The 25,356-nt window shown below is 38.8% G+C and carries 19 protein-coding genes; 14 read left to right on the forward strand and 5 right to left on the reverse strand.

Going from position 1 to position 25,356, the window contains the following annotated elements; all coding sequences use genetic code 11:
• Nucleotides 1-10: 10 nt before the first annotated feature.
• From J2Z69_RS16855 to J2Z69_RS16900, 10 genes are all read left to right on the forward strand, one after another.
• Nucleotides 11-2,212 (forward strand): Mu transposase C-terminal domain-containing protein, encoded by a 2,202-nt coding sequence (locus J2Z69_RS16855; protein WP_209865311.1) that lies wholly within the window; start codon nucleotides 11-13, stop codon nucleotides 2,210-2,212.
• Nucleotides 2,209-3,882 (forward strand): ATP-binding protein, encoded by a 1,674-nt coding sequence (locus tag J2Z69_RS16860; RefSeq protein ID WP_209865314.1) that lies wholly within the window; start codon nucleotides 2,209-2,211, stop codon nucleotides 3,880-3,882. The genes J2Z69_RS16855 and J2Z69_RS16860 overlap by 4 nt, the downstream gene beginning before the upstream one ends.
• Before the next feature lie 3 nt (nucleotides 3,883-3,885).
• Nucleotides 3,886-4,614, forward strand: a complete 729-nt coding sequence (locus J2Z69_RS16865) for a TniQ family protein (protein ID WP_209865319.1) — start codon at nucleotides 3,886-3,888, stop codon at nucleotides 4,612-4,614.
• Nucleotides 4,539-5,639 carry a TnsD family Tn7-like transposition protein gene (locus J2Z69_RS16870; RefSeq protein ID WP_209865321.1) on the forward strand — a complete coding sequence of 367 codons (1,101 nt, stop codon included), beginning with the start codon at nucleotides 4,539-4,541 and terminating at the stop codon, nucleotides 5,637-5,639. Before J2Z69_RS16865 ends, J2Z69_RS16870 begins: the two co-directional genes overlap by 76 nt.
• A gap of 170 nt (nucleotides 5,640-5,809) precedes the next feature.
• Nucleotides 5,810-6,679, forward strand: a complete 870-nt coding sequence (locus J2Z69_RS16875; protein ID WP_209865325.1) for a hypothetical protein — start codon at nucleotides 5,810-5,812, stop codon at nucleotides 6,677-6,679.
• Between the two features lie 74 nt (nucleotides 6,680-6,753).
• Entirely contained in the window at nucleotides 6,754-7,056 is a 303-nt protein-coding gene (locus J2Z69_RS16880; RefSeq protein WP_209865328.1) for a hypothetical protein, read from the forward strand.
• A 411-nt stretch (nucleotides 7,057-7,467) separates the two neighbouring features.
• Nucleotides 7,468-8,724, forward strand: coding sequence for a DNA cytosine methyltransferase (locus J2Z69_RS16885; protein ID WP_209865331.1), 1,257 nt, complete (start codon nucleotides 7,468-7,470; stop codon nucleotides 8,722-8,724).
• A gap of 140 nt (nucleotides 8,725-8,864) precedes the next feature.
• On the forward strand, nucleotides 8,865-11,003 hold the full coding sequence (locus J2Z69_RS16890) for an ATP-binding protein (RefSeq protein WP_209865334.1): 2,139 nt from the start codon (nucleotides 8,865-8,867) through the stop codon (nucleotides 11,001-11,003).
• A 9-nt stretch (nucleotides 11,004-11,012) separates the two neighbouring features.
• Complete coding sequence (locus J2Z69_RS16895) at nucleotides 11,013-11,654, forward strand: response regulator (protein ID WP_209865337.1); 642 nt, start codon at nucleotides 11,013-11,015, stop codon at nucleotides 11,652-11,654.
• Between the two features lie 10 nt (nucleotides 11,655-11,664).
• On the forward strand, nucleotides 11,665-12,348 hold the full coding sequence (locus J2Z69_RS16900) for a hypothetical protein (protein WP_209865340.1): 684 nt from the start codon (nucleotides 11,665-11,667) through the stop codon (nucleotides 12,346-12,348).
• On the opposite strand, the gene J2Z69_RS16905 is transcribed toward J2Z69_RS16900, so the two are convergent.
• Complete coding sequence (locus tag J2Z69_RS16905; RefSeq protein ID WP_209865343.1) at nucleotides 12,338-13,006, reverse strand: SIR2 family NAD-dependent protein deacylase; 669 nt, start codon at nucleotides 13,004-13,006, stop codon at nucleotides 12,338-12,340. The two genes, J2Z69_RS16900 and J2Z69_RS16905, sit on opposite strands and share 11 nt — an antisense overlap.
• A gap of 1,283 nt (nucleotides 13,007-14,289) precedes the next feature.
• On the opposite strand from J2Z69_RS16905, the gene J2Z69_RS16910 reads away from it, so the two are divergent.
• Entirely contained in the window at nucleotides 14,290-16,134 is a 1,845-nt protein-coding gene (locus tag J2Z69_RS16910; protein WP_209865629.1) for an ABC transporter ATP-binding protein, read from the forward strand.
• Between the two features lie 135 nt (nucleotides 16,135-16,269).
• On the opposite strand, the gene J2Z69_RS16915 is transcribed toward J2Z69_RS16910, so the two are convergent.
• Nucleotides 16,270-16,947, reverse strand: coding sequence for a hypothetical protein (locus J2Z69_RS16915; protein WP_209865345.1), 678 nt, complete (start codon nucleotides 16,945-16,947; stop codon nucleotides 16,270-16,272).
• 202 nt (nucleotides 16,948-17,149) lie between these two features.
• On the opposite strand from J2Z69_RS16915, the gene J2Z69_RS16920 reads away from it, so the two are divergent.
• The gene (locus J2Z69_RS16920) at nucleotides 17,150-19,174 is read left to right on the forward strand and encodes an ABC transporter ATP-binding protein (RefSeq protein WP_209865348.1); all 2,025 of its coding nucleotides are present in this window, start codon (nucleotides 17,150-17,152) and stop codon (nucleotides 19,172-19,174) included.
• Between the two features lie 245 nt (nucleotides 19,175-19,419).
• Here the strand turns inward: J2Z69_RS16920 and J2Z69_RS16925 are convergent, their stop codons facing one another.
• Both J2Z69_RS16925 and J2Z69_RS16930 read right to left on the reverse strand, forming a co-directional pair.
• Nucleotides 19,420-20,796: an alkaline phosphatase gene (locus J2Z69_RS16925; protein WP_209865352.1), complete on the reverse strand. Its 1,377-nt coding sequence runs from the start codon at nucleotides 20,794-20,796 to the stop codon at nucleotides 19,420-19,422.
• Nucleotides 20,797-20,912: 116 nt separating this feature from the next.
• Entirely contained in the window at nucleotides 20,913-22,478 is a 1,566-nt protein-coding gene (locus J2Z69_RS16930; protein WP_209865356.1) for a histidine kinase N-terminal 7TM domain-containing diguanylate cyclase, read from the reverse strand.
• Nucleotides 22,479-22,623: 145 nt separating this feature from the next.
• On the opposite strand from J2Z69_RS16930, the gene J2Z69_RS16935 reads away from it, so the two are divergent.
• Nucleotides 22,624-23,190 carry an NADPH-dependent FMN reductase gene (locus J2Z69_RS16935; protein WP_209865632.1) on the forward strand — a complete coding sequence of 189 codons (567 nt, stop codon included), beginning with the start codon at nucleotides 22,624-22,626 and terminating at the stop codon, nucleotides 23,188-23,190.
• A gap of 443 nt (nucleotides 23,191-23,633) precedes the next feature.
• Here J2Z69_RS16935 and J2Z69_RS16940 read toward each other — a convergent pair whose 3' ends face one another.
• Nucleotides 23,634-23,999, reverse strand: a complete 366-nt coding sequence (locus J2Z69_RS16940; RefSeq protein WP_209865359.1) for a hypothetical protein — start codon at nucleotides 23,997-23,999, stop codon at nucleotides 23,634-23,636.
• Between the two features lie 164 nt (nucleotides 24,000-24,163).
• Here J2Z69_RS16940 and J2Z69_RS16945 point away from each other — a divergent pair, with 164 nt between their 5' ends.
• Complete coding sequence (locus J2Z69_RS16945) at nucleotides 24,164-25,033, forward strand: alpha/beta hydrolase (protein ID WP_209865361.1); 870 nt, start codon at nucleotides 24,164-24,166, stop codon at nucleotides 25,031-25,033.
• The last annotated feature ends 323 nt before the right edge of the window (nucleotides 25,034-25,356 follow it).

The following is a 25,356-nucleotide window of genomic DNA, read 5'->3' on the forward strand; positions in this document are numbered from 1 at the left end:
CAATCTTCAAATGGAATTACTATCTGAAAATACAATACTACAATGGTCTTCCTATGATAGTGATGTACCTAAAATTGAACGTATCTTGTGGACTAATCCTCTGAAAAACGCAGTTATAACAATTCAACTCGAAAATGAGAAAGCTTTGCCCGACATTCAAGCTTTAGATGAAGTTATGATGGCGCTGAAAACAGGAAACTGTAAAGTAATTGACTGGCATGATACAAATATTCCTGCTGGTACGGATGACCAGTATGAGCAGAAGCAACTAGATATACGGAATAAAGCATGGGAAGCTATTCAAAGCATTGTTCAGGATGAACCTGATTGTTATGATTCGAGATTGCGCGGCATTATGATACAAGAAAGTATAAAACAGACGAGCCTTCATAAAAGTACGATCTATCGATATCTTCGTCGTTATTGGCAAGGCGGTAAAGTGAAAAATACACTCCTTCCGTTTTATCAAAACTGTGGTGCTGCAGGATCAGAGCGGAATTCAGGGGAAGCCAAAAGAGGACGTCCTCGTAAATTTATCGAGGGCGATTTTGGCATTAATGTAAATGAAGAAACCCGTTCTCTACTCGTCGCTGGTATTAAGTTATTTTATCTTAACCGTCAAAAGGCAACCTTGAAAAAAGCGTATAGAGATACTTTGGCTCGATTTTTTGCGAAAGGATATAAGGTTGAGGGAAATGCTAAGATTCCAGTACTTCCTTCAGAGGATCAACTTCCTTCTTTTACACAATTTCGATACTGGTATCAGAAAGATATAGATTTGCAACAAAGTATTATCAAGCGCTTTGGAAAAACCAAGTTTGAAACAAGCTTTAGACCCTTATTGGGTAGTTCCACTTATGAAGCTTTTGGACCGGGCTCTCGCTTTCAGATCGACGCTACTGTTGCTGATGTTTACTTGATAAGCGAATATCGTAGGGAATGGATCATTGGTAGACCAGTGGTGTATTTTGTTGTCGACGTGTTTAGCCGAATGATCACTGGGATGTACATAGGTCTAGAAGGGCCAAGTTGGATTGGTGCGATGATGGCACTGGCAAATACTACGATGGACAAGGTTAAATATTGTGCTGAGTATGAAATAGATATAGAGCATGAGGATTGGTTTTGCAGTCACTTACCTCAGACCATTACGGCAGACCGCGGAGAATTTGAGGGATACCAACCTACAAATCTAATTGATGCTTTAGGTGTCGCCGTTGAAAATACTGCGCCCTATCGAGCGGACTGGAAAGGCATAGTTGAGCAACAGTTCCGATTGCTTAATTCGAGAACTGTACATTTCATTCCTGGGGCTGTGAAAGAAGGAGAACGTGAGCGTGGCCAGCGGGACTATCGTCTGGATGCGAAACTGACATTGAGAGAATTTACGCAGATTATTATTGGGCATGTATTGCAGCACAATAATTATCATCACATGCAAGGTTACAAAAGAAGTGAATTTATGGTTGTTGATGATGTTTCGGCCATTCCCAGAGAACTTTGGTTATGGGGTGTGCAAAATCGGACTGGAAGACTCAAAAGGCAACCTGAGAGCATTGTGCAACTTAATTTAATGCCCCAAGGGAGCGCTACTGTAACGGATTCAGGAATCATTTTTAAAGGTATGTCTTATAGCTGCGAACTAGCCCTTAAAGAACAATGGTTCATTAAAGCAAGGGCTAAGAAGAGTTGGCGAGTTAAGGTAAGCTACGATCCGAGATGGACAAATCAGATACACGTGTGGTTGGATGATGAACGACGATTTGAGGTATGTACGTTGCTTGAACGAGAGGAACGCTATCATAATAAACGTTTTGAAGAAGTTGAAGATTTATTAGAGATTGAAAAACACGAAGGTCGACAACGTGGGTTCGATACCATGCTGGGACAAATTCGATTGGATGCTAAAGCAAAAGCAATTATAAATGAAGCAGAGAAAAAAACGGACGAAGCCGTGAAGCAAAGCGGAATGAGCCAACGACAACGTGTTAAAGAAACAAAAATTCATCGTCAAATAGAAAAAGAAGTAAATCGCTCTAACGAGGCATTTCGTCCTGGAGAACAAATAGTACCATCAGAAGAGTTACCCCCAAAAGTTATTCTGCTAACTAACCGGTCAAAAGAAAATGAGTCAAAAGATAACTATATTCCGCCAACAAATAAACTCGACAGAATCAAGTTAGTACTCCTTGAAGAGGGGGATGATGAATGAAACAGATTCCAATACCAACGTTCAACATAAATACGGGAATTACCATTGAAGCCGATTATCAAGATCCACTTCTTGAAGAATACAGAAATAACCCATTGCTTGAAGCCCTCCCTCCTATTTGGGATGACTCGACAGTTATTCAGAATCTTGCATCAAAGCCTCTGTATAAGGTCTGGGAACGGGAGCTTCCAGTTCACTTGCGTATGCATTGCGTTCAACGGGTTTCCAGAGATTTCTTTCAGCCCTTGTCCAAACATTTAGAATTGGAGCAAAGCTTGTCCCGCCTGATCAGAGATGGTTATGTCGGAAGAAATCCGTTAACTCCTAATTATGCTTTTCGGACTCGTAAGGATACTTATGACCTTATGGTTAAAGGATTGACGGATGCTTATCCTCTAAATACACCTACATCATCCGGTTTTGCAATGGTAGGAATCTCGGGTATCGGTAAATCGAGTACTCTTCTGAGAATTCTCAAGATGTATCCACAAGTGATTGTTCATTATGAATATCAAGGGAATAAACTGCCGCTCTACCAAATTGTTTGGCTAAAGCTGGACTGCCCGCATGATGGCTCCATACGGAGTCTTTGTTTAAATTTCCTATTGGCTGTCGATAGCCTGGTAGGGACTAAATATTATAATCACAATTCTTCAAAGTACACGGATGAGTTGTTGCCAATCATGGCTCAGGCTGCCGCAGTACATTGTCTAGGTGTGCTAGTGATTGATGAAATCCAAAATCTTCAAGAGGCTAAAGACGATCGTGCGCCTCAAATGTTGAACTTTTTTGTACAGTTGGTTAATACAATTGGATTACCTGTCGTTGTAGTTGGGACGTATAAAGCCCTACCGGTTCTGAATGGTGAGTTTAGAAATGCGCGCCGCGGTAGTGGACAGGGAGATTCCTTATGGGAACATATGAAAAAGGATGAAGAATGGATTTGGTTATTGAGGGGATTGTGGAAGTATCAATGGACCGATGAGAAGATTGAGTTGACGGATGAGTTTGTCGACGTCATGTATGAAGAAAGCCAAGGGATAACAGATATTGCTATCAAATTATTTATGTTGGCCCAATGGCGTGCTCTGGATCAGAAAAGGAAGACAATAAGCACTGAGCTGATTCGTTCCGTTGCAAAGGATCGCCTGACATTAGTAAGAGATGCTCTAGCGGCTCTTCGTTCGGGGAAAAAGCGGGAAATACAGAAATATGCTGATCTATATGCTGGTGTTTCGATAGATGATTATTTAAATCGTATAGAAGAGCAGCAACGACAAGCAAATCAGCTAGAGGTTATTCGACAAGAGTTAGGATATGACGTTAAAGAACAAGAAACTCGTCAGCTATCTTCATGGCTTGTAGAAGTAGGTTACGAAAAAGAAGTCGCAAGAAAAGCTGCTGAAGAAGTAATATCAAACCATTTAAGCTCCATAGACGAAATAGATATTCAGAAAGAAGGAGCAAAAGCTGCTTTACGTATTAAGCACGAGAATATGAAGGATTCATCAGATACAACTCGCATTACAGTAACAAAGAAAAAGCTTGAGCCAACAGATCCAGACGACTTGAGAGTAATCATTTTTCAAGGCAGAAATCGTAAATTATCGGCCTATGAGGCATTGCAAAAAGCACAATATATTAAGAATGCAAAGGAGTTCTTGAGTTAACCATTGCTAAGCTTCTTCCCTGTACCTTATCCTGACGAATTGCTGTACAGTGTAGTTGGTAGATACCATCTTAGAAGTGGAAATTCTAGCCCCAAGTGGACATTAAGTAATCTATTTGGAACGGATTCCATGGTACTTAATGCAGGCTTGCCTAGCCAACTGAGTGAATTCGGTCAGAAGGTATTCAGCTCCACTCGTATCGGGGCAGAAGAATGGATTGAAAGTCATACCCTCTTCTCACTTTATGTCCCCTTTATGCCCAAAGAACGAGCAAATCAATTAAAAGATATGATGAGAAGCTCTAACGGATCTGGCATACATGCTTTAGTTGGCTTGTCTGCTGGAAGTGTTGCAGATAAGGAAGCATTATGTTTTTGCCCTACCTGTTATGACGAGGATATTATTCGCTATGGTGAGCCTTACTGGCATCGGATTCATCAAGCTCTTGGAGTATTTGTATGCTCGGAACATAGATGCCTATTGCATGTAATTACATCGCCTAAAGAAGATCGTCACGGGCTAACGATATTGCCTATTTCAAGAGATTTATTTGAGTCACGGTCATGTCTTCCTTCAATCAAAACGGAGAAAACGATATCTAAATTAGCCGACTTTTCTTTAGATATATCTAATATCTTAAAAACCAAGGAAGTGGGATGCCTTTATTCAAGCAAGGGTATCTTCTCGCTCGTCTTGCAGAAAGAGGTTATGTTACTCCTGCCAATAGAATAAGACAGGCTCAACTTCATGAACAATTTATTGCTTTCTACGGAGAAGACTTTTTAGAGTTATTGGAAAGTGACATTTCGAAAGATTCGTCTTGGTTGAATTTTGCGACTAGAAAAGAACGACGAGTGATAAGTCCGGTGCGCTACTTACTATTAATTCGCTTTTTGTACGGTTCATGGAATGATTTTATTCAGAATATCGGTAATAAGTATCAACCATTTGGAAATAACCCATGGCCTTGCTTAAATAGAGCCACAGATCATTTTGGAAAGAATGTTGTCAAGGCATTACAAATATCCAGATGCAGTGATACGGGCAGGCCAATTGGGATCTTTGCTTGCGAATGTGGCTTCATATACTCTAGGCGAGATCCAGATCAATCAACAGATGATCGGATGCACATTGGTAGAGTTAGAGAATATGGATTCATTTGGATAAATAAAGCTAGACAATATCTCAATGAAGGTTTGTCGTTAAGACAAATCGCAAGAATGTTGGGTGTGGATGTTGGTACGGTTATTAAATACACTCGATCCCATGATATAGAAACAGTCAATACTGAGAAGGGATCGAAGGTTGTAGCATTTCAAGGTAGTTCAATGAAACAGGTATTTTCGCGTAAAGCTACAACGTATCGTGTGAACTGGCTTCAACGAGATCAATTATTAAGCAGTCTTGTCGAGGCTAAATGCAAGGAAATGCTTCAAATTACAGATCAAAAGCCTGTAAGAGTAAGATTTACTACAGTTGCGAAGAAAATTGGTAAATTGAGTCTTATCGAAAATAGAAAGGATAAGCTTCCAGAGACAATGGCTGCGCTAGAGCGACACATTGAATCTGTTGAGCAGTTTCAAATTCGCCGGCTAAAGTGGGCTGCGCGAAAACAAAGGGAAACATACCCGTTGAAAAAATGGGAGTTGATTAAGGCAGCTGGATTGTGTTCGGGTTTTTCCGAAGCTGTGGATCTTGAAATCGAAAAGCATATATCACGAACAAGTTTTTCATATGTGGATGATGAGGTGATCTAATGTGTGCTGCTAAACTCCGAAAATGGCCATTTGATGCGGGAGAAACAGTGGAATTATGCTGGACAGGTTCACTTTTTACAGGTGCTAGGGGAGATTGAAGAATAAATGTTGCTTTTCGCCGATCAAATAAGCCAATTGCGATAGTGGACTATCCAGTAGGCATTTGGCCTATGCTTCGATTGGGACAATTATATACTGACGGCGTATTTGAAGTGACAAGACCAGTAGCAGGCAGTATAGAAAGCATAGAAGTACAAGATGTCCAACAGGGACAAGTTGTGGTTGGGTTTGATATCCCTAGCAAGCTAATGTACTTGGATAAGCAAAGAGATCTTGGACGACAATTCGTTTGGAAATACGAGATTCATGATACGGAATATTATGTGCCAATGATGGAGTGGGCAAGATGTTTGTACGTCAAAAATAGAACTCTGGCGAACTTAATGTTACAACCTCATGGATTGGAACTAATAATCGATGATATAAAGCTACGAAGAGAAACCATGTATATTGATTTCAATAAACGGTTTCCGGTCACCATTGCACAGAAGAAGGATAGCGCACTGCATATTGCCTGGGTTCGTGGTAATGAAGAAATTCTAAGTTCATGGGAATCTATCTACAGTTATCTGTTTCGTTCTGCGTCGAAGAAGGACAGTTTAAATCCAAAAAATGTTTTCCGTGAGGGCATTCCGTTAAAATTTGATTTACCTCTGCTTAAGCCGTGTGAATTGATGGTTCGCTGCATACGAAAGGGGAATCAAGTTTTAGTTCAGGAGATAATGGGGATTTCTAACTTGAATTTACCGGCAGAAAAGTTAGTTTATACTCATCCTATACTGAAAAAACAGATTGGTGTTAATGGAGTTAAAAAGACTAGAATAACTGATTCATCTGAAGAAGAAGATGTTGAAATAACAGATGAAAATAACTTTGCGAAAGAAAATACATATCAGGATGTATTGGACGTCCCTCCGACCTTCTATGGTTTTGTTAATAAACCAGAGATTCTTATAGATCGAAAAGAGCGTCAAAAGTAAATGCTGGTGAAGAGGTCATTATTCCGATAGGACGCGGTGGGAAAAATCAAGGAAACGGTGCAAAAGAAGTAAGTGTGGAGGATACGGCAGTAGGTGGAGACGTCCCTCCTATTGAGTTTGAAAGCTTAGTAGCTGTTCCCATGTCTGAAGATATTGGTTTAGAGGACTTCTTTAGAGTTATTCGTAAGTTGATTGATGATTATGGATTGAACATTAAGATGAGTGTGTTTCAACTTCCTTTAGGGAAGAGATATTCTTTATGTGAAAATGGGATACGAAGAGCATGTGCAGTTGTTAAAGTAACGACCGCAGTTTCAAATAAGTATATTCTTGAGATGGCCCGTCCAGATGGTTGGTCAATCTCGACATTAATTTAACGAATATGAACAAACTGCCTGTCTAGGAAATTGAACAAAACATTAAGTATCTATTAGAGGAAGTAGTAAAAAAAGGTGGACATTGGGATCGATATATTTTGAATAACTGTATTAATTTAGATATTCAAAAACTTAAGCATTATCAAAATGATGATAATGATGCTTGGGCAGAAAGAATATATGGAAAAATAGTCCAAGAGTATTAAAGTTGGAAGGTTAAAAACAAATGCATGTCGAATATTGTAATTTAATACACAATATTCATCTTAACGTCTATTAGGTCTGGAGCTTCAAAATGGTTTTTAATGTAATACAAATTGGCACCATAACTTATTTACAGTGCTATCTATGAAATGCAGTTACTATATGATATCCTGGTTTTAGATTAACCAAAATGACAGGTGGATAGTAATGAGCATACAAAATAAGAAGTATACGGTACTGGATCTCTTTTGCGGCGCAGGCGGAATGTCAGAAGGATTTATGCAAGCGGGCTTCAACATTCCATTCGCTAGCGACTTTAGTAAAGAGGCGGCCGTGACGTATAAAAACCGACACGCTCAGTTAGGTCTTAAACTTAAGTTTTTTGAAGGAGATATCAGAAAACTCTCAAGAAAGCCCAAACTTGCCGAATTTTTAAATGGGGCTTCTATTGATGTAATTGTAGGGGGGCCTCCGTGTCAAGGATTTAGTCTCTCAGGGAAAAGGGATGAAAACGACCCTAGAAATAAAATGTTCCTTGAATATTTAAAAATTGTGAAGAGTGTGAAACCAAAGTACTTTGTCATGGAAAATGTTGAAGGTATTTTATCTTATAGGTTCACTAAAATTAGAGGTGTATCTGGTAAAGTCTATATAAATGAGCTTGCGTCAAAAATTATTGAGCAAGAATCACTTAAACTAGGTTATAGAGTTCAATGCCTTCAGTTGAATGCAAAAGACTATGCTGTTCCACAGAATAGGCCGCGGGTTATTTTTATTGCAAACAAAGTTGAAAAAAAAGGTAAGAACTATATTGATATAGTTCCTAGGCCAAGCCCACCTAAAAAAAGAGACAAAATAGTTACAGTTCATGAGGCTATTTCTGATTTAAGTTTCTTGAAAAATGGAGAGAGCACAACTAATTATAATGAGGAATTTAAGCAAACGGCTTATCAATTAATGTTAAGAAATGGTCTTACTCCAGATGCTAATGATAGACCTATAAGATGCGAAGAGTTGTTGAATCATAAAGCGTCAAAACATTTAGATAAAACGGTAGATAGATTTGAAAAATTAAACCCAGGCGAGACTATTGCCGAACTATTAGGCAGACTGAATGAAACAGATTTTGCTTATTATTTTACTAAGAAATATAGATGTTCCAAGTTAGATAGAGCTCAAGTTTCCCCTACTGTCCTCACTCTTCCGGATGATATTATTCATTACGATGAAAGTAATCCAAGAATTCTTACAGTGCGGGAATTTGCTAGACTTCAATCGTTTGATGATAGTTTTGAGTTTTGCGGTAAAAGAACAACAGGTGGAGAAAGAAGGAAATTTGAGACTCCTCAATATACCCAAGTAGGAAATGCTGTTCCTCCTCTTTTTGCACGAGCTATTGCAGAGTCGATTATGGGAGCTCTGGAAGCAAGAAGTATCGAATCAATTGAGGCATTGTGTGTGTGAATTATAAACATTATAGAACCACTTTAACAAAAAGTTTTATTGTATGAGACTTTAAAAGTCACTTTGATCAACATCGGTTATTCTCTTACAAAAGAAATTCAAAGTACCTTCGTATGAAATGAGATTGAGAGGTGAGATCTATGCCAATTTTCCATTTTCGAACTAACGCTAAGGTTGAAAATTTGGTTGGACGTGAGCTAATTACAAATAACATAATAGCAATATTTGAGCTTATTAAAAACTCATACGATGCAGGGGCAACTAGAATTGAAATAAAACTTAATGACTTTCTTCCTCCATCAGAAAAATTCCTTAGTGAAATAATATCGACATCTAACTCTAATATTGAAATTATAGATAACGGTGTTGGTATGACTACTAGGGAGATCGAAGAATATTGGATGGAATTGGGTACCTCTCATAAAGAAAAAGAGAGGACTGGCAAAGCACGAGTTAGAAGAAATGAAATAGATATGATTGTGAGTAGGACAGTCAATGGAGAAAAAGGAATTGGCAGATTCGGAGTAGATAAAATTGGGGCGTACTTGAATCTGCTCTCCGTCGATCAAGATAGAAAGACGAAAACTGAAGTGCATTTCAACTGGAATGATTTTGATGATAGAAACAAATTAATTGAACAAATTCCATGCGAGTATCAGGTTCATCCTGTAAGCCACGATGATTTATCGGGTACTAAATTAACAATAAAAAAATTACGTGATGATTGGACTAATCTAGACATTATAAAGTTAAAAAGAAGTCTAAAGAAATTTTTGTCTCCAATATACTTTGAGCAGGATGAATTTAGAATATTTTTATCTTACTCTTATTATGAAAATGGAGAAGTTATTCAATCAAAAGAAGAAATTGTTAATGATTCCTTTGATTATCTGAAGACTTCATTATCCGCTGAGCTAAGTACTGATGGAATGTTAAATTATTATATCGAGGATAACCTCGAAATAGAAAAAAGAGAATCTATAAAATTATACAGTTCATCTTCATTTGGAGAGGTATCAGTAAAAATTTTCTATCTAGATCCTCAAGATAAAAATATATTTACTAGAAAAATGGGCATTAGGCCCGCAGATTATGGAAATATTAAGATATTTAGAGATAATTTTAGAGTTATGCCCTATGGTGAACCCAATAATGATTGGCTCGGTATTGATAAGATACACTCATATGGTTTTTTTAGAACATTCGGTACTAGGGATTTAATTGGTCATATTTCGTTATCACATGACCCTGAGAAGAAAAACGAAGTTCTAAAGGAAGCAACTGATCGTGTTGGTTTGATTGAAGATGTCGCTGCGTTTGAAGATCTAAAAGAGTTTGTTTGGTACCTCATAAAAATATTTCAAAACTATGTATTTAATAGAATTAAAACTGAAGCAAGAGAAGTGACCAAAGTTCTAAAAGATGAATCTAGTAATCTAAAAAGAGAAGCAAGTGGCATTTTAGACTCTTTTAAAGAAATATTAAATCAATCAGACCTTTCGATAGAAAATCAAGCCAGATATAATGATTTAGATCTGTTTTCTAGAGAATTTATTAAAAGGATTGATACAGTAGATAGAGCATCAAGGGAAATAGAAAGCAAAATAAAAATTTTCTCTCAAATTACAAGTAAAGAAGGTATTTTATTTGAGATGCTTCATGCTATCAAGAATAAGCTATCTGTAATTGATTCTCAATTAAGAGACTTTAAAGATGAAGCACTTGATCAGGGAGTTACCATAAATACAAAGATTCTTGAACTCGCTTTTGATGATATCTACAAATTAGTTACAGGTGCCTTAGATAAAGTGAATCATTCTAAGCTTAAGAAAGAAACAATATTGGTAAATAGTATTATTACGGAGTCTCTTGATTTCCATAAATCAAAATTAAGAGAAGAAGGAATAGAGATTGTAACAAATTTTAATACTGCTGGCTATCAAGTTAGATGTAGTCCTGATTCGATAAAAAGTGTATTGGAAAATTTATTTAGCAATGCGTTCAAAGCATTGTCAACTTCTCAACAGAAGATTATTAATATTGAATCAAAAGTTGCCATGAATAATGTTGAGATTTACTTTTCAGATAGTGGGGTTGGTATTCTGGAAGAAAAGATTCCATTTATTTTTTCTCTCTGGAGTTCTGATACCAATGGATCAGGGGTAGGACTTGCTAGTGCAAAAGATATAATGGAAGATCATAATGGAGAAATATTATATGTGGATATGGAAGAGAAGAACAAAAAAACTACTTTCTTATTAAGATTGCCAGTGGCATGAGGAGGAAAAATGTCATATAAATACAAAATTCTCGTTGTAGATGATGAAAGTTTAATAGCTGCAAATTTCGAGAAATTCTCTAAGGATTTAAAGAAAAAATCAAATTTAGATGTTGGTTTTACGATAATTCAGAATGAAAATCAATATGATATAAATGAACCATACGATATTTTGATGGTGGATTATAACTTGAGGAAGGGATTTTTTAATAGTTCCAAACAACTCGGTAGTGAATTCATTGAAACATTTCGTAGTAGAAACCAAATTAGCAAGATAATTTTTTATTCAAGCGAGTTTGAATACCACCCTGTATTAAGAAAATATAAATTCCCGTTTTCTACAAAAGAAGTATTTGAATTAATAAATATTTGGCAAGTTGATAAAATCGCTTCCAAAAACAATTACGAAATGATGGTTGAAGTTATTGCGGACTGTTGTAAGCAAATGGACTTACTTCCAATGGTTCTTTCGAAAACTCTAAACGAGTATCGAAAAAATGATATTGGTCTAGCATATACTAATACAAAAGGTGAAGATATTGAGGTTACAGATCTCTTTAACGATTTGTTAAACGATAGTGAAGAAGGTAAACATTTCAGAGAACAAGTTATTAAAACTGTTTTATCAGTACTCTTGAATTATAAATATTAGTGGAGGCACCATGTCGATTAGCATATACAGAAACGTACTAAACTCAGAGATGAAACGTTTTGGAAAGTTTGGAAAGAGGTTAGCAGAAGAGCTAGAAGGAAAGGGCTTTTCTATAAAATTAGTCTTTAATCCAATTAAAAGAGTCTGTCTTAGTGAGATGTTGGAGGCTGATACATTAATATTTATTACTCATGGTTCGGCTACTGAAATATTTCATCGTTTTGATCATGGGAAAACAAATCATCAGATACTTCTAGATAAGAAGAATATTGAATGTTTAAGAGATAAGAAGGTTATTGCAATTTCTTGCGGTACTGCACGGAATCTTGGGGACGAAGCATACAAGAATGGCGAGGGCTGCAAAGTTTATCTTGGATTTGCAAATAAAATTCATTTTACAAAATTAAATAAAAAAGAAGCTTCTGCAAAATATCATGTATTTATCGGAGATTGTTATAAAGATACTTTCCAGTATGTAATCAAAGAAGCAATATTAAATAATTGGACCTTTACCAAGATTAAACTAGCTTTGGAGACTGAATTAATGCGGACTGTCACTTCAAGAGCATTAGAAATACAGAAAGCAAGGCCTCAACTTTATACAAATCATGGCATTGGTCAGGCAATTCTCGCTGTATCAAATGTGGCAAATAATATAAAAATATTTGGGAATGGAAATGAACTTATTGGTTAAGCATTAAATAAGGATATTGGGACTCTTCTATTGTAATTATATTTATTGAGTTCTTTTGTGCAATTTTCAATAGCTTATTTGCAGGCCAAATATCGTTCTGATCTCCAATCACAAGAAGAATGTCTGATTCAAATAATTTATTCAGAGCTTCATGGAATAAGAGTAGTTCCTCACCCTCTAAAATAACATCAGGTCTAAGTAAACCAGATTTACATACGGGGCAAGTTAATTCTGCAATTAGGCTATCCAGACACTGGGTTACGTTGCTGTTTGGTATATATGCTTTCTGAATATGGTCACAATAATGGCATCTAAAATAGTTGATGTTTCCGTGAAGTTCAATTGTCTCAGTTCCAGCTTTTAAATGTAATCCATCATAACTTTGTGTGATTACAGGTATTTCTAACGATTTTAAAAAACCATGAATATAGCTTGGATTTTTAAGTTGAGTTTTAAATAGCATATTAAAATAGGCTTTGAAGAAAATAAGGGGCTCAGTTTTTAAAAAATTTAATGAAAAAATATCGTTTACTGATAATTCTTTATATATTTTTTCTCTGGCACTTGGGATTCCTGACAAAACTGAAATATGTTCTCCAGTAAGAGCAATAACTTTTTTTTCATTAAGTTTAGTCGTTAATTCATCGAGCAGCAACATAATGTCATCACTCTTTCCATTTGAGTATTATCATTATAACTATCTAAATAGGGAATTATTCCTAAATTTTAGAAACACTATGCTTTAATGTAGAAAACAGACCAATTTCAATATCAAAGGGTATGAGTTATAAAGAGCATCTGGATACTTATAAACTTTGGATAATGAATAAGTTATGCTTTTCTTACTGATTACCCTCTATTAATGAAGTCTTTAATATGTAATAGTTGTGGTCTAATACTTTATTATTCTGTATTTTTAATTGTGGAATACTAGATTGACGGTTAGTCTAATACTTATTTATTAAAAAAGTTCATTTCTCTATTTTAATTATAAAGCCAGATCTATTACCCCAGTCTAAAACATTATTATTTCCGAACAATGATGTCAGATGATAAAAAAGTCGTGAACCAGTAATAATGTCGTGAACTGATGACAAAAGTCGTGAACCACTATATAAATGTTATTCCACCTAGAGAACAGTCTGAAAGAAATTTTTCAGGCTGTTCTCTTTTTATAAAAATTTAAATTTCTGTTAATGAAAAATGGCGGTGAGAAGGAGGAATGAAATTATCAGATCTATCCTACATATGTTAATGACGAGGTAGTGCTATCGAGTCATATTAAGGGTAATGAGGAAGCTTTTCTTTCAATATCTCTTAACTACAGGAATAATTATAAATTGATTGGTGTTAGTGGGGCTGGATGGTTAATTGAAAAATACAAGATTAGTGTAACCAAATGAAATGGTGTTGTTTATGGTTGAATTATGCTCTTAATGCTAAGGTCCGCTAAGGAGCTTAGTACTCAAAATGAGAAAAGGATATCTATTTTATTAATTTGTAAGCTTGAAAAATATCGTCGCAGATTAGGAGCTAGTTACCATAATGAAAAAGAATACAAGGAAATGATCGATCAGTATATTCAGTAATCAAGTTAGATTTTCTTGATAATAAATTAGGATAGGTGAACTCGGGTGAATATGTTCATCTGAGTTTTTTTATATTCGTACATATGTACATATTCAGTATTTACACGTGTCAGATGTCTAAGTAATTCTTCTTATCCCGCGGACTACACGTTGCACAGATCTGCTCTAAGATCATATTGCGCGAGAAGCGGCGCGTTTATTTTTCAATAAATTTAAATGTGTAATCAAAACGATGATGAGCATGACAGCCTACATTGATAGGAAGACTTCGATTTTTTTCTTAAAAAGGATGCTTTACTCTCACTCTATTGTTAAAATATAACAGTTGAGTATATCGAAGGGATGGGATGAAGTGTTCTCGATGTTCAGGGATCTCGGCTGGTTTTTTGGCATATATAAAAAGAGGTATACGCTTGCTATTTTCTTTCTACTTGTGGTGGGCATTCTTGAATTAGGTCCGCCTACTCTAATAGGTAGGATTATTGACCAAATGCAGCAGGGGAGCTTAACTCGTAGTACTTTAAACGGGATCTCCCTTGTTCTAGTGGGACTAGCGCTCATCTATTATTTATTTACATATCTATGGACCTACCAACTCTATGGAGGCTCTTACATATTAGAGAAAACCTATCGATCTCGTCTAATCCAGCATCTATTGAAGATGAATGCTCCATTTTACGAACGCCATCGTACGGGTGATGTAATGGCAAGGGCTACACACGATCTGGAAGCTATAGGCCAGACAGCGGGTTTTGGCATATTGACTTTAGTGGACTCATCTTTTTATATGCTTACGATCACGCTGATGATGGGCTTTACTATAAGTTGGTCTTTAACGCTAGCTGCGCTCGCTCCCTTGCCCCTGATTGCTTTGACCATTAAGTATTTTGGGGAGAAAATAAACATTAGATATGCTGGCGCTCAATCTGCATTTGGGGAGCTGAACAATCAGGTGCTTGATACCCTGACTGGTATACGCGTAATTCGGGCTTATGTGCAAGAATCGGCATATCTACAGAAGTTCCATCAATCCACTGCGAACGTATATCAAAAGAATCTTGAAGTGACTCGCATGGAAGCCTTAATGGAGCCTATCATTAAAATTTTGGTGGCTATCAGTTATGTGATTGGACTCGGTTATGGGGCAAGTCTTGTATTCCATCATCAGATCACACTGGGGCAACTCGTATCTTTTAATGTGTATTTAGGCATGATGATCTGGCCGATGTATGCACTGAATGAACTGGTGAACATCATGCAGAGAGGACGCGCTTCTCTTCAGCGAGTTCGTGAGATACTGCACTATTCGCCTGACGTTAAGGATGGCGATGATATAAGGCAAGGTCAAGTTCAAAGGCAAGCTCAGAAGAAAGTACATAAGCAAGGATCTCAAACTCTATGCAATTCTATATCTCCACCTTCAGACCTTCGGCCAGACTTTATACGCTTTTCCCAAGTAACGTTTAAGTATCCTTCGTCCACGCATAACAACCTGAATAACATTACCTTTATGCTGAAGCGGGGGGAGACCTTGGGCATTGTAGGCAAGACGGGGAGTGGCAAATCTACTTTGCTGCAGCAGCTTTTGAGAGAGTATTCACCCGGTGAAGGATGTATTCAAGTAACAGAACACTTTAAGCTCGATCAGATCCCTAGAGAACAGGCTTCGCCGTGGTTTGGTTATGTTCCACAAGAGCAGTTCTTATTCTCAGCTTCGATTCGAGAAAATATCATGTTTGGAAATGATCAAGCAACAGATGATGAATTTCAATATGCCATAACCTCAGCTGCTTTAACAGAGGACCTGAGCAATTTACCGAAGGGTCTGGATACGGAAGTGGGCGAGAGAGGAATGTCTTTATCTGGTGGGCAAAAACAACGCGTAGCGATCGCACGTGCATTGTTAATGAACCCTGAGATTCTCATTCTGGATGATGCGCTATCTGCCGTCGACACCCGAACAGAAGCTCATATTCTGTCTCATATTCAGCAGGATCGACATGGGAGAACAAATCTAATTGCCACGCATCGCTTATCAACGATTCAACATGCCCATCTTATTGTAGTGTTGGATGAGGGGAGGATTATAGAGCGGGGGACTCATGAAGAGCTTGTGCGACAGAACGGTTGGTATGCAAGGCAGTACGATAGACAACAACTCGAATCGGAAAGAGTTTTATCAAGAACAGGGAAATAGTAAATGGAGGGGCAAGAGGAGCATGTTCGTTATGAACCATTGGAATAGGACTCAAGGCAAAGGTAATCTATAACAGGATATACAGAAACAAACCCCATCCTTTTAGTGGGAGATGGGGTTTACTTCTAAAATGAATTATTTAATAGCATCATAATTTATTTTTAATTTGCCTTGGGAATCGTTTAAAAGTCCTGTTTGATATTTATCAAAATCAGCAACATCCTTAATCGTCCCCTTTTTTAACAATCTATCGTAGAGTTTACCAATTAAAATAGCTTTTTCATAGCCAACTCTTGTGTCCTCACTATTCCAAAATTTATCTTCTGTTAAACCGGTTATTCTAATTCGATTCGACATGAGTTCTTTTACTAGATCATGATCTGGATCTAGATTTGAATCGTGTAGCGCAGCTCTTTCCGATGTAATAACGCCATTGATTTCTTGAGATGTTGCTTTGAGTCCTAGTTTTTTAGCATGTAGTGCTGTAAGTTCAGATTTAATAAGCTCTTTTATAATATCATCATCACTTTGCGGACGCTGTTTCACTACATTATTTTGAAGACCACTGACTAACTCAGAACTCTTTTTATAAAAAATAAATGTATCTGTTGTAATTCTAATTCCTTCCCCTTCAACCAATGGAGAATTAGCCCTTAAATTACTATTTAATTTTTCTTTCTCAAGACTTGATTGAATTTCATCAAACCCATCTTTAATTTGTTCCTTCGAACTATTGGACTGAGAGTAAATCACTGAACTTGTTAGTAGTAAAGCGAATAGGCCCATCATCATGGTTATATATTTTTTTTTCAAAAGGTACACCTCCTAATGTAGTCTTGAGAATGAATTAGAAATACTTCCACCAGATTAAAACCATAGCTAGTTGAAGATTGTACACTTGTATGTCCAGCTTATATTTGGGAGAGTTACATTATATAGACACCCTAAATTATAAAAAAGTTCCAGAAAAACCAAAAACATTAATATATTTAAAAATAAGAGGAGGGTGAAGGAAGTGGGGACGGGACGAAAGCTCTTACATTACGCTTTTACATATAAGAAAAGCTTTATTCTGGCTATCATTATGCTCTTGCTAGCTGTTGTAGCCGAACTTACAGGTCCTTTTATTGCGAAGAAAATCATTGACGTGCATATTCTAGGGATAGAGAAGCCATGGAACGAGGTGCAGATAGCCTCCAAGCAATCGGTGCTCTATCAAGGTCATCGATATAAGCGTAGCGATCATTTTGTACCTGGAGAAGCTAAGGGCAAAGAAGTACGTATTCTGCAAGTGGGAACAACGTATATTTTTGTGCCACAGTCTGTGCCTGAGGGAGGTCAGCGCAGCTTTGAGAACCAGCAGTTAACGATGAAGAACGGTGATAACCTACATACCTACCCAGCAAAGGAGATCAGCGCCAAAGAATTATGGTCCTTCTATCAACCCCAATTTAATGGAATGATCATGTTGTTAGTTCTCTACCTAGGGCTCATGGTTGTGGCAAGTGGATTTGAATATGGAAGAGTGTACTTCCTTCAATCCTCAGCGAACCGAGTAATTCAGCAGATGAGAGATGATGTATATCATCATATTCATAAGCTGCCTATGAAGTATTTTGATCAGAATCCGGCGGGAAGTGTGATGTCCAGAGTAACGAGTGATACGGAAAGCGTGAAGGAACTATTTATTAGTGTGATGTCGAGTGTAGTGTCGGGGAGTGTCTATTTAGTGAGTATCTTTGTAGCTTTATTCATTCTGAATGTGAAGTTAGCATGGATTTGCACGCTTATTGTGCCCTGTCTGATCCTATGGATTATCCTTTACCGCAAACTTGCCACCACCTACAACCGTGTAAATCGAGAACATCTTAGTCGTATTCATGGTTCCCTAAATGAAATGATCAGGGGCATTCCATTGATTCATGCGTTCGGTCGTCAAAAGACATTCGAAGAAAAGCTGGGTCATACTAACGAGCAATATTATAGATCTCAGACTAAACTACTAAGCCTAGATGCTTTAACTTCTTATAGTCTGGCTAATGTCTTAAAAAGCTTAGTCTTAGCCTTGGTCATTTGGTATTTTGGCGGAGCTAGTCTTGGTCCAGCAAGTGCCATTACCTTCGGGGTAGTCTATGCGTTTGTGGATTACATTGGACGCATGTTCCAGCCTGTAGTCGGCATCGTGAATCAACTGTCTAACCTGGAGCGTTCCTTAGTTGCCGCAGAGCGTGTGTTTGAATTAATGGATATATTCGGTACAGATCTTATTGAGGTTGGAACCCCTATTTCGAGGACACAGGGGAATGTTGCATTCGAGAATGTATGGTTCTCCTACACTACGGATGATCCCGTTTTAAAAAATATATCCTTTGAGGCGAAATCCGGAGAGACGATAGCTTTTGTAGGGCATACGGGTGCAGGCAAAAGCTCTATAGTCAATGCTTTGTTACGATTTTATGAGATCGAGCAAGGGCTTATTACCATCGATGATGTGGATACACGACAGATGTCTCTTCAGCAAATTCGTCAGTGCGTAGGGATTGTGTTACAAGACACCGTGCTTCTTTCCGGAACGATTGCCAGTAATATCAGTCTGAATCATCCTAAGGTTCGTCGTGAGCAGATTGTGGAAGCTCTTATTCAGGTGGGGGGTGCACACTTGATTCAGTCGTTACCTTTAGGGTTAGATGAACCTGTTATCGATCAAGGGAGTACGCTCTCTATTGGACAACGGCAGATGGTTGCTTTCGCAAGAGCTTTAATCTATAATCCAGCCATTTTGATTCTTGATGAGGCAACATCTAATATGGATACAGAGACGGAAGCCATGATCCAATCAGCGCTGGACGTAGTCAGCAAAGAGCGAACGACTTTTATTATTGCGCATCGCTTATCTACCATTCGAAGAGCAGATCAAATTCTAGTCATTCAGCATGGAGAGATCGTTGAGCGAGGGAATCATGAGCAGCTCATGGACCTTGGGGGAGTGTACGCTCAGATGAACCAAGTTCAGCGTAGTTTGGAAAAGGTCATAGGCTAAGATGATAAATTTCCAATCCGAGACTGGCGAGGGGAGATTGTAAGTTTGATGATGAAACAAGAGTTGTGCAGTGGTACGCTACTAATTCTAAAAACACGGAATTACATATTTCATTTAATTTAGTACAACTATAAATGTGGAGCACCTTTGTTGTCTATCGGTTCAGTCCATAGATGATAAAAAGACGGCATACCTCTAAAGGTATGCCGTCTTTTTTGTAGGTCACAGTAATGAGGAGCGAAGGGTTACTTTCCTTTTGCTTTTAGAATACGGAAGATCACCTTAGCGTTGTCTGTGTTATCAATTAGTCCAGCGAACTGATCTTTGCCGGGGCCAAAGGCGTAGACAGGCACATCTTCACCTGTATGTCCGCCGGTAGTCCAGCCAACATTGGTACGAACATTAAAGATGGCTTCAATCGCATTGTCGATGGACGTAGCATCTTTTTCTTTTTTGGCTGCGGCATCCTTCACGGCTTGAATCTCTTCAGGTGTAAGGGTGAGGTTGATGTACTGCTTTAGCGTTGTTTCTACATCTGCACCACCAAAAATCTGAGCAGCCATATAGTCTGGTGTACGTTTAGCCGCTTTAATGGAGCTAGCATCGAAGAGATACTTGCCGTTCGAAGCTACGGACAATCCACCAGTAGAGTGATCCGCAGTAGCTACAACTAGCGTGTGACCGTCTTTTTTAGCAAAATCGATTGCATTTTTGAACGCTTTCTCGAAATCTTGCATTTCACTCATCGCACCCACGATGTCATTATCATGACCCGCCCAGTCGATTTGGCTGCCTTCCACCATCAGGAAGAAGCCTTTTTTGTTCGTATTCAGACGGGAGATGGCGGTATTCGTCATTTCCTCTAAAGAAGGGGCTGTAGGCGCGCGGTCGATCGCTTTGTCGAAACCGCCAGTGGCAAAAAGACCCAGCACTTGTTTATTCTTGTCTTTGAGCAATTCATCGCGGTTAGTTACATAGCTGTATCCATCTTTCTTGAACAGATCCACTAAATTCTTATCTTTACGGACAAAATTAGTAAGCCCTCCGCCCAGTAAGACATCAATTTTATGCTTGCCGTTAATTTTCTCATTGTAGTAATCGTCGGCAATACCATCCATGTTCTTGCGGCTGATATCATGAGCTCCGAATGCGGCTGGAGTAGCATGGGTAATCTCGGACGTAGCGACAAGTCCTGTGGATTTGCCTTGTTTTTTAGCTTCTTCTAATACGGTTTCTACTTCTTTTTTGTTGTTGTCTACAGCAATAGCCGCGTTATAAGTCTTCACCCCTGCGGACATCGCAGTTGCTGCGGAAGCGGAGTCTGTTACATTCTCATGCTCATCGTTCGGATAAGTCATTTGATTACCTACCAAATATTTATCGAATTCTGTGCGTTCCATGAGCGGGGTGGCAGGGTTATCTTTTAGATAGCGATAAGCCGTTGTATAGGAGACACCCATACCATCTCCGATAAGGAAAATGACGTTACGAATCTCGTTGTTATTCTTCTTATTATCGCCTTGGGCTGCTACAAATGGTATTTCAGTGGACCCAATTCCCGTGACCAGCAAGGCTGCCACGACAGCTGCAGGAATAACTCTTTTCGAAAACATGTTCTTCATAAATATCCTCCCTTATCTTATCCATTCGAAAGTACCGGTTGTCCGGTTACTCTATTAAGGGTATCTTCCATATATTAGCGGAGGGGGTGGATTATATTATAGAAATGTAAAATAAGTCAGTATCCATGAATATAGCTGGACACTCGTCCATGATGAAGGTGTACGGCATTTCGGCCATTTCTTTTAGACAAATATAAAGCCTCATCGGCGTCACGGAGTAGGAATTCTAGTGGAGTATCAGCTCCATCTCCAGCCGTAGATACGCCAAAGCTTGAGGTTAGCAGCACGGGATGTTGATCAATCATCATAGGCGTAGCCTCTAACGAAGCTCGAATTTTTTCAGCAATGATTCCAGCTTGGTCCAAGTTCAAATCGGGCAGTGCAACGACAAATTCCTCCCCTCCATATCGAGCTAGGAAAGAGTCGGAATCAATTACACTTAGGCATACCTGCACAACGTGCTGGAGCGCGCGATCTCCGAGTTCATGCCCGTAGGTATCATTAATCTGTTTGAAATGATCCACATCGAATAAAATAATAGATAAAGGATGATAGATTGCATCACAATGCTGCAGTAATTGCTTGCACGTCTGGATGAAGTGGGTTCGATTGTAGATTTGAGTCAATTCATCATGATAGGCCAGATAGCGAAGCTGTTCCTCTAAGCGGGTCTGCTGCGTAACATCTACTAACATTAGAAGTCGGCCAGCTTCTTCATTATTACGTAGCTTGATGACAGATGAGCGAACTTGTACGTAAGTTGTGGAATTCCATGCGACCTCTTCAGAGCCATCCACTGCATATCTGGCGGGAAAAGCTTTTCCTGTCAACTGACCCCATACCTCATCTAGCGATTGTCCTATCATCTTAGGGGTCATAGAAGGGATGAACTGAAGAAGGGCTTGATTATAATCGATAATACGATTCGATGAATCAAGAACGACCACGCCATCTCGCATGCTTTCAAAAATACGTTCTTTGGCAATCGGTATAATGGTAAGCAGCCTAGTAGTGATGAGTGCCCAGATGTAGAGAGCAGACGTCAAACACATCACCATAGGGACAGGATCTATGCCACCGGGGGTTAGACCCATAAGATAGATGAAAGATGCTATCATAGGAAGCATTTGTCCGCAAATGAGGGTGGTGAGCTGCAAGCGATAAGCTTTTTTGGTGCTGGTCCATTGTCTAGCTAACAGGATCGTCCCTGCGAGTAGACAACTGAAGGTGAAGGCTCCATGTACGATGTACCAGGGGCCAATCACTGTATTGGCAATTGGTGTCGCCGTATCGGTTCTTAGATAGATCGATTTGTAGAAAAGATGATGCCATTCATTAGTAGCCACTAATCCCGTTGTAAGGATTGGAATAATGAATAAAAGTGCAAGCTTCCAGCGAGATAACCTCCAGCCCATATAACGAAAGACAAGTAAGAGACCAAGCACAGGGATATAAGGCATACCAATATATTCTATTTTGGTCCAGAACATCATCAGGGTCAGTGAAGAACTAGCCAAGCCAAATGCCACTGCAAAAATATAGATTGCTGAAGATAGGGTCCATAATATAAAGAGGTGCGACCCCGGGATTTCTTTTCTACGTAACCAAGCATATATACATAAAAAAATACTGAGTACACCAGATGTAGTGACTAGTGTAATATAAGTTGTAATCGAATTCATGGTTTCTTCCTAACTTTCTAGCTTGTAATTAAACGATAGATTCATCTTACCTCAATGCGGAAGAAATGAGTATGTGTTGTAACAAAAAGGGACAAAGAAGAGCATGTCCCCAATTTACGATGAGATGAGGCATTTGAATATGGAAATGGCAAAAGAGTGGACAATTCTCGCCATATCAGGGAGTCTTCGTCAACAATCTAGCAATACAGCATTAATGCATGCAATTATGGGTTTGTCTGAAGATTCAATGCAGTTCAAGGAGTATACAGGTTTGGTTGATTTACCGCATTTTAACCCTGATCTCGATAAAGAGAATGTGGGCCCGAAGGCTGTGGAGCTATTCAGAAAACAGCTTCGCGAAGCTGATGGGGTACTGATCTGCACACCTGAATATGGGAATGGTGTACCGGGGGTGCTAAAAAATGCGCTTGATTGGCTTGTATCCTCCGGGGAGCTGGTTGGAAAACCCACCGCAGTAATCAGCGCTTCGCCTAGTCCGATGGGTGGCGACAAAGCTCATGCTTCCTTGCTGCTTACCCTTCATATGATTCATGCAGAGATCGTTACGGGAAGCACGATGATCATTCCGCATATTACATTGAAGCTTAATGTAGATGAAAGTTCGATTACAAGTCCAGCATTGAAAGATGAGATTACACAAATGCTTGAGGCCCTAACTTTAGCTATTGAAACGAAAAAGAACAGGGACTAGATGCATGTAGAAAATATGAAGTATCTATGCGATAGAGAATATATGCTGGCAGATTGGTATAATAATAAATTTTTGAAAATAAGTACGCTCATATCAGGTGTAACCGTAATGCTAAATAGTATTTTCTTGTACTTTTAAACTCTGTAGGACTGTTATTAATGGCTCTAATTACCTTCAGTATCTCTTATTTCTTATCACAAAGGAAAGAGTATGAGGGGGTAAGATCTAGTGTAGAGGTAGATATCTTAAAGGAAGAGGAAGGCTGATTCAGATAAGTTAGCTATCTACATTAACAGAAAAGAAGTCTGTTGAAGGAGATGCTGTGCAGTCTAGTCCAGAATTTCTGTCTCATAAGGGATAGACTATTATAATAGATGCTCAAGTACAAAAAAACGCCTGTGTTCCTTCATAGAGGAAGGCAGGCGGAAGGGCATGTTCTTTTCCTAGATTAATTCATCGAATAAATTACCACTTGTTTTGCTGCCGACGGATAAGGACAGAGAACTGGCCGAGATCGCACTGGATGACTCGGATGCAGATACCGATCCTGAAGTAGCATCAGAGCTACTTACCTCTTCGCTGGAGGATGCACTACTCGACTTGGATTGCTGAGCAATACGGGTCTCGATTTGCTGGATTTGATTCTGTAATGTCTGAACCCGGGTTGCTTTGGTCTTGGCATCATCTTTACTTTGTTGTTCCTTTACAAGTTCTTGTTGAAGCTGTTGCTTTTGTTTCTCTAGAGAACTCGTGTCGCTGGTACTGGATGACGATGAGGTCGTGCTTTTGGATACGGAGGAAATGTTCATGTTGGATTCCACCTTCTATAGTTATGTAGATGAAGAAACGGTACGTTTTTAAGTATAGGGGAAAAGATTGTGACAGTTGTGTACTCAGGCTGAGCGTTTGCTTAATAATTTAGTTCAGGCTACACGTAAATGTATGATCGAATAAACCTAAAGGTTGATGAATGATGCATTGTGAGACATTCTATTGGTATAGTAAGGACGGAACGAAAATATCTGCCTGTTCATGGACAACAGACAAGCAGCCAGTGCGGGCTGTGATCGGTATTGTACATGGTCTAGGTGAACATAGAGGCTGTTACGAACATGTGGCAGCTTATTTCACTTCTTATGGTTACGCTGTGATGGCCTTTGATCAAAGAGGGCACGGAGAGACCGAAGGCAAAAAGATGTATACACCCAGTTACGAGGAACTGCTTGAGAATGTAGATATATTGATTAAGGAGATGGATACGCGTTATCCTGATGCACCTGCACTGCTCTATAGTCACAGTATGGGCGGAAATATTACGCTGAATTATCTAATTCGGTATCGTCCAAAGGTTATCGGTGCTATCGTAGCCAGTCCATGGTTAAAGTTAATGTGGCGCCCTCCGTCCCTAGCCATGTTGTGGGGCATAGCTAGGGAGCAACTGCAACCGAATTATCGCTATCCTGGGATGAATCAGCGGGCGACATCAGATCCTGTTATGTTACAGCGTTATACACAAGATCCACTTCGATATGGAATGATCACCCCCACTTTATTTAGCTGTGTACATCGGGCAGGACGTATTGCCTTAACTCAGGCACATAAGCTTCGGACACCTATTCTACTCATGCATGGGGAAGCTGACCTGATAACGAGTGCCAAAGCCAGTGCGAAGTTTGCAGATCGAGCAGACGCACGCTACTGTACTTTTCATTCATGGGCCGGATTTCGTCATGAGCTTCACACGGAAAAAGGGAGAGATCAGGTGATGGCACGGACGGTAGCTTGGATGGAAGAGCAACTGGATCAAAGCTCGAATCAACGGGATAAGAGATTAGAGCAATAAATTAATAGATCATTAAATCATTAATTCAATAAATCAATAAATCAATAAATCAATAAATCAATAAAAACAGTCATTGTTCAATATCTATCAAAGTTAGGACTCCATAGGGCAGATGGGGTCTATTTGCATGGCTAAATAATGAAGCGGTTACAAGTTACTGTTCTGGTAATTTCATGCCACGCTGGATGGCTTCTCAAAAACTTTTTTAAATCCATAAATAACCCGAGACAAACTACTGAAAAAGCGGTAAAATGATTTTGGAATTACAGTGCAATCGATTGCACGTTGTCATTATCCATAGATTATTTTCGCTAAGGAGCTAC

The organism is Paenibacillus shirakamiensis (assembly GCF_017874255.1).
GTDB classification, from domain to species: Bacteria; Bacillota; Bacilli; order Paenibacillales; family Paenibacillaceae; genus Fontibacillus; species Fontibacillus shirakamiensis.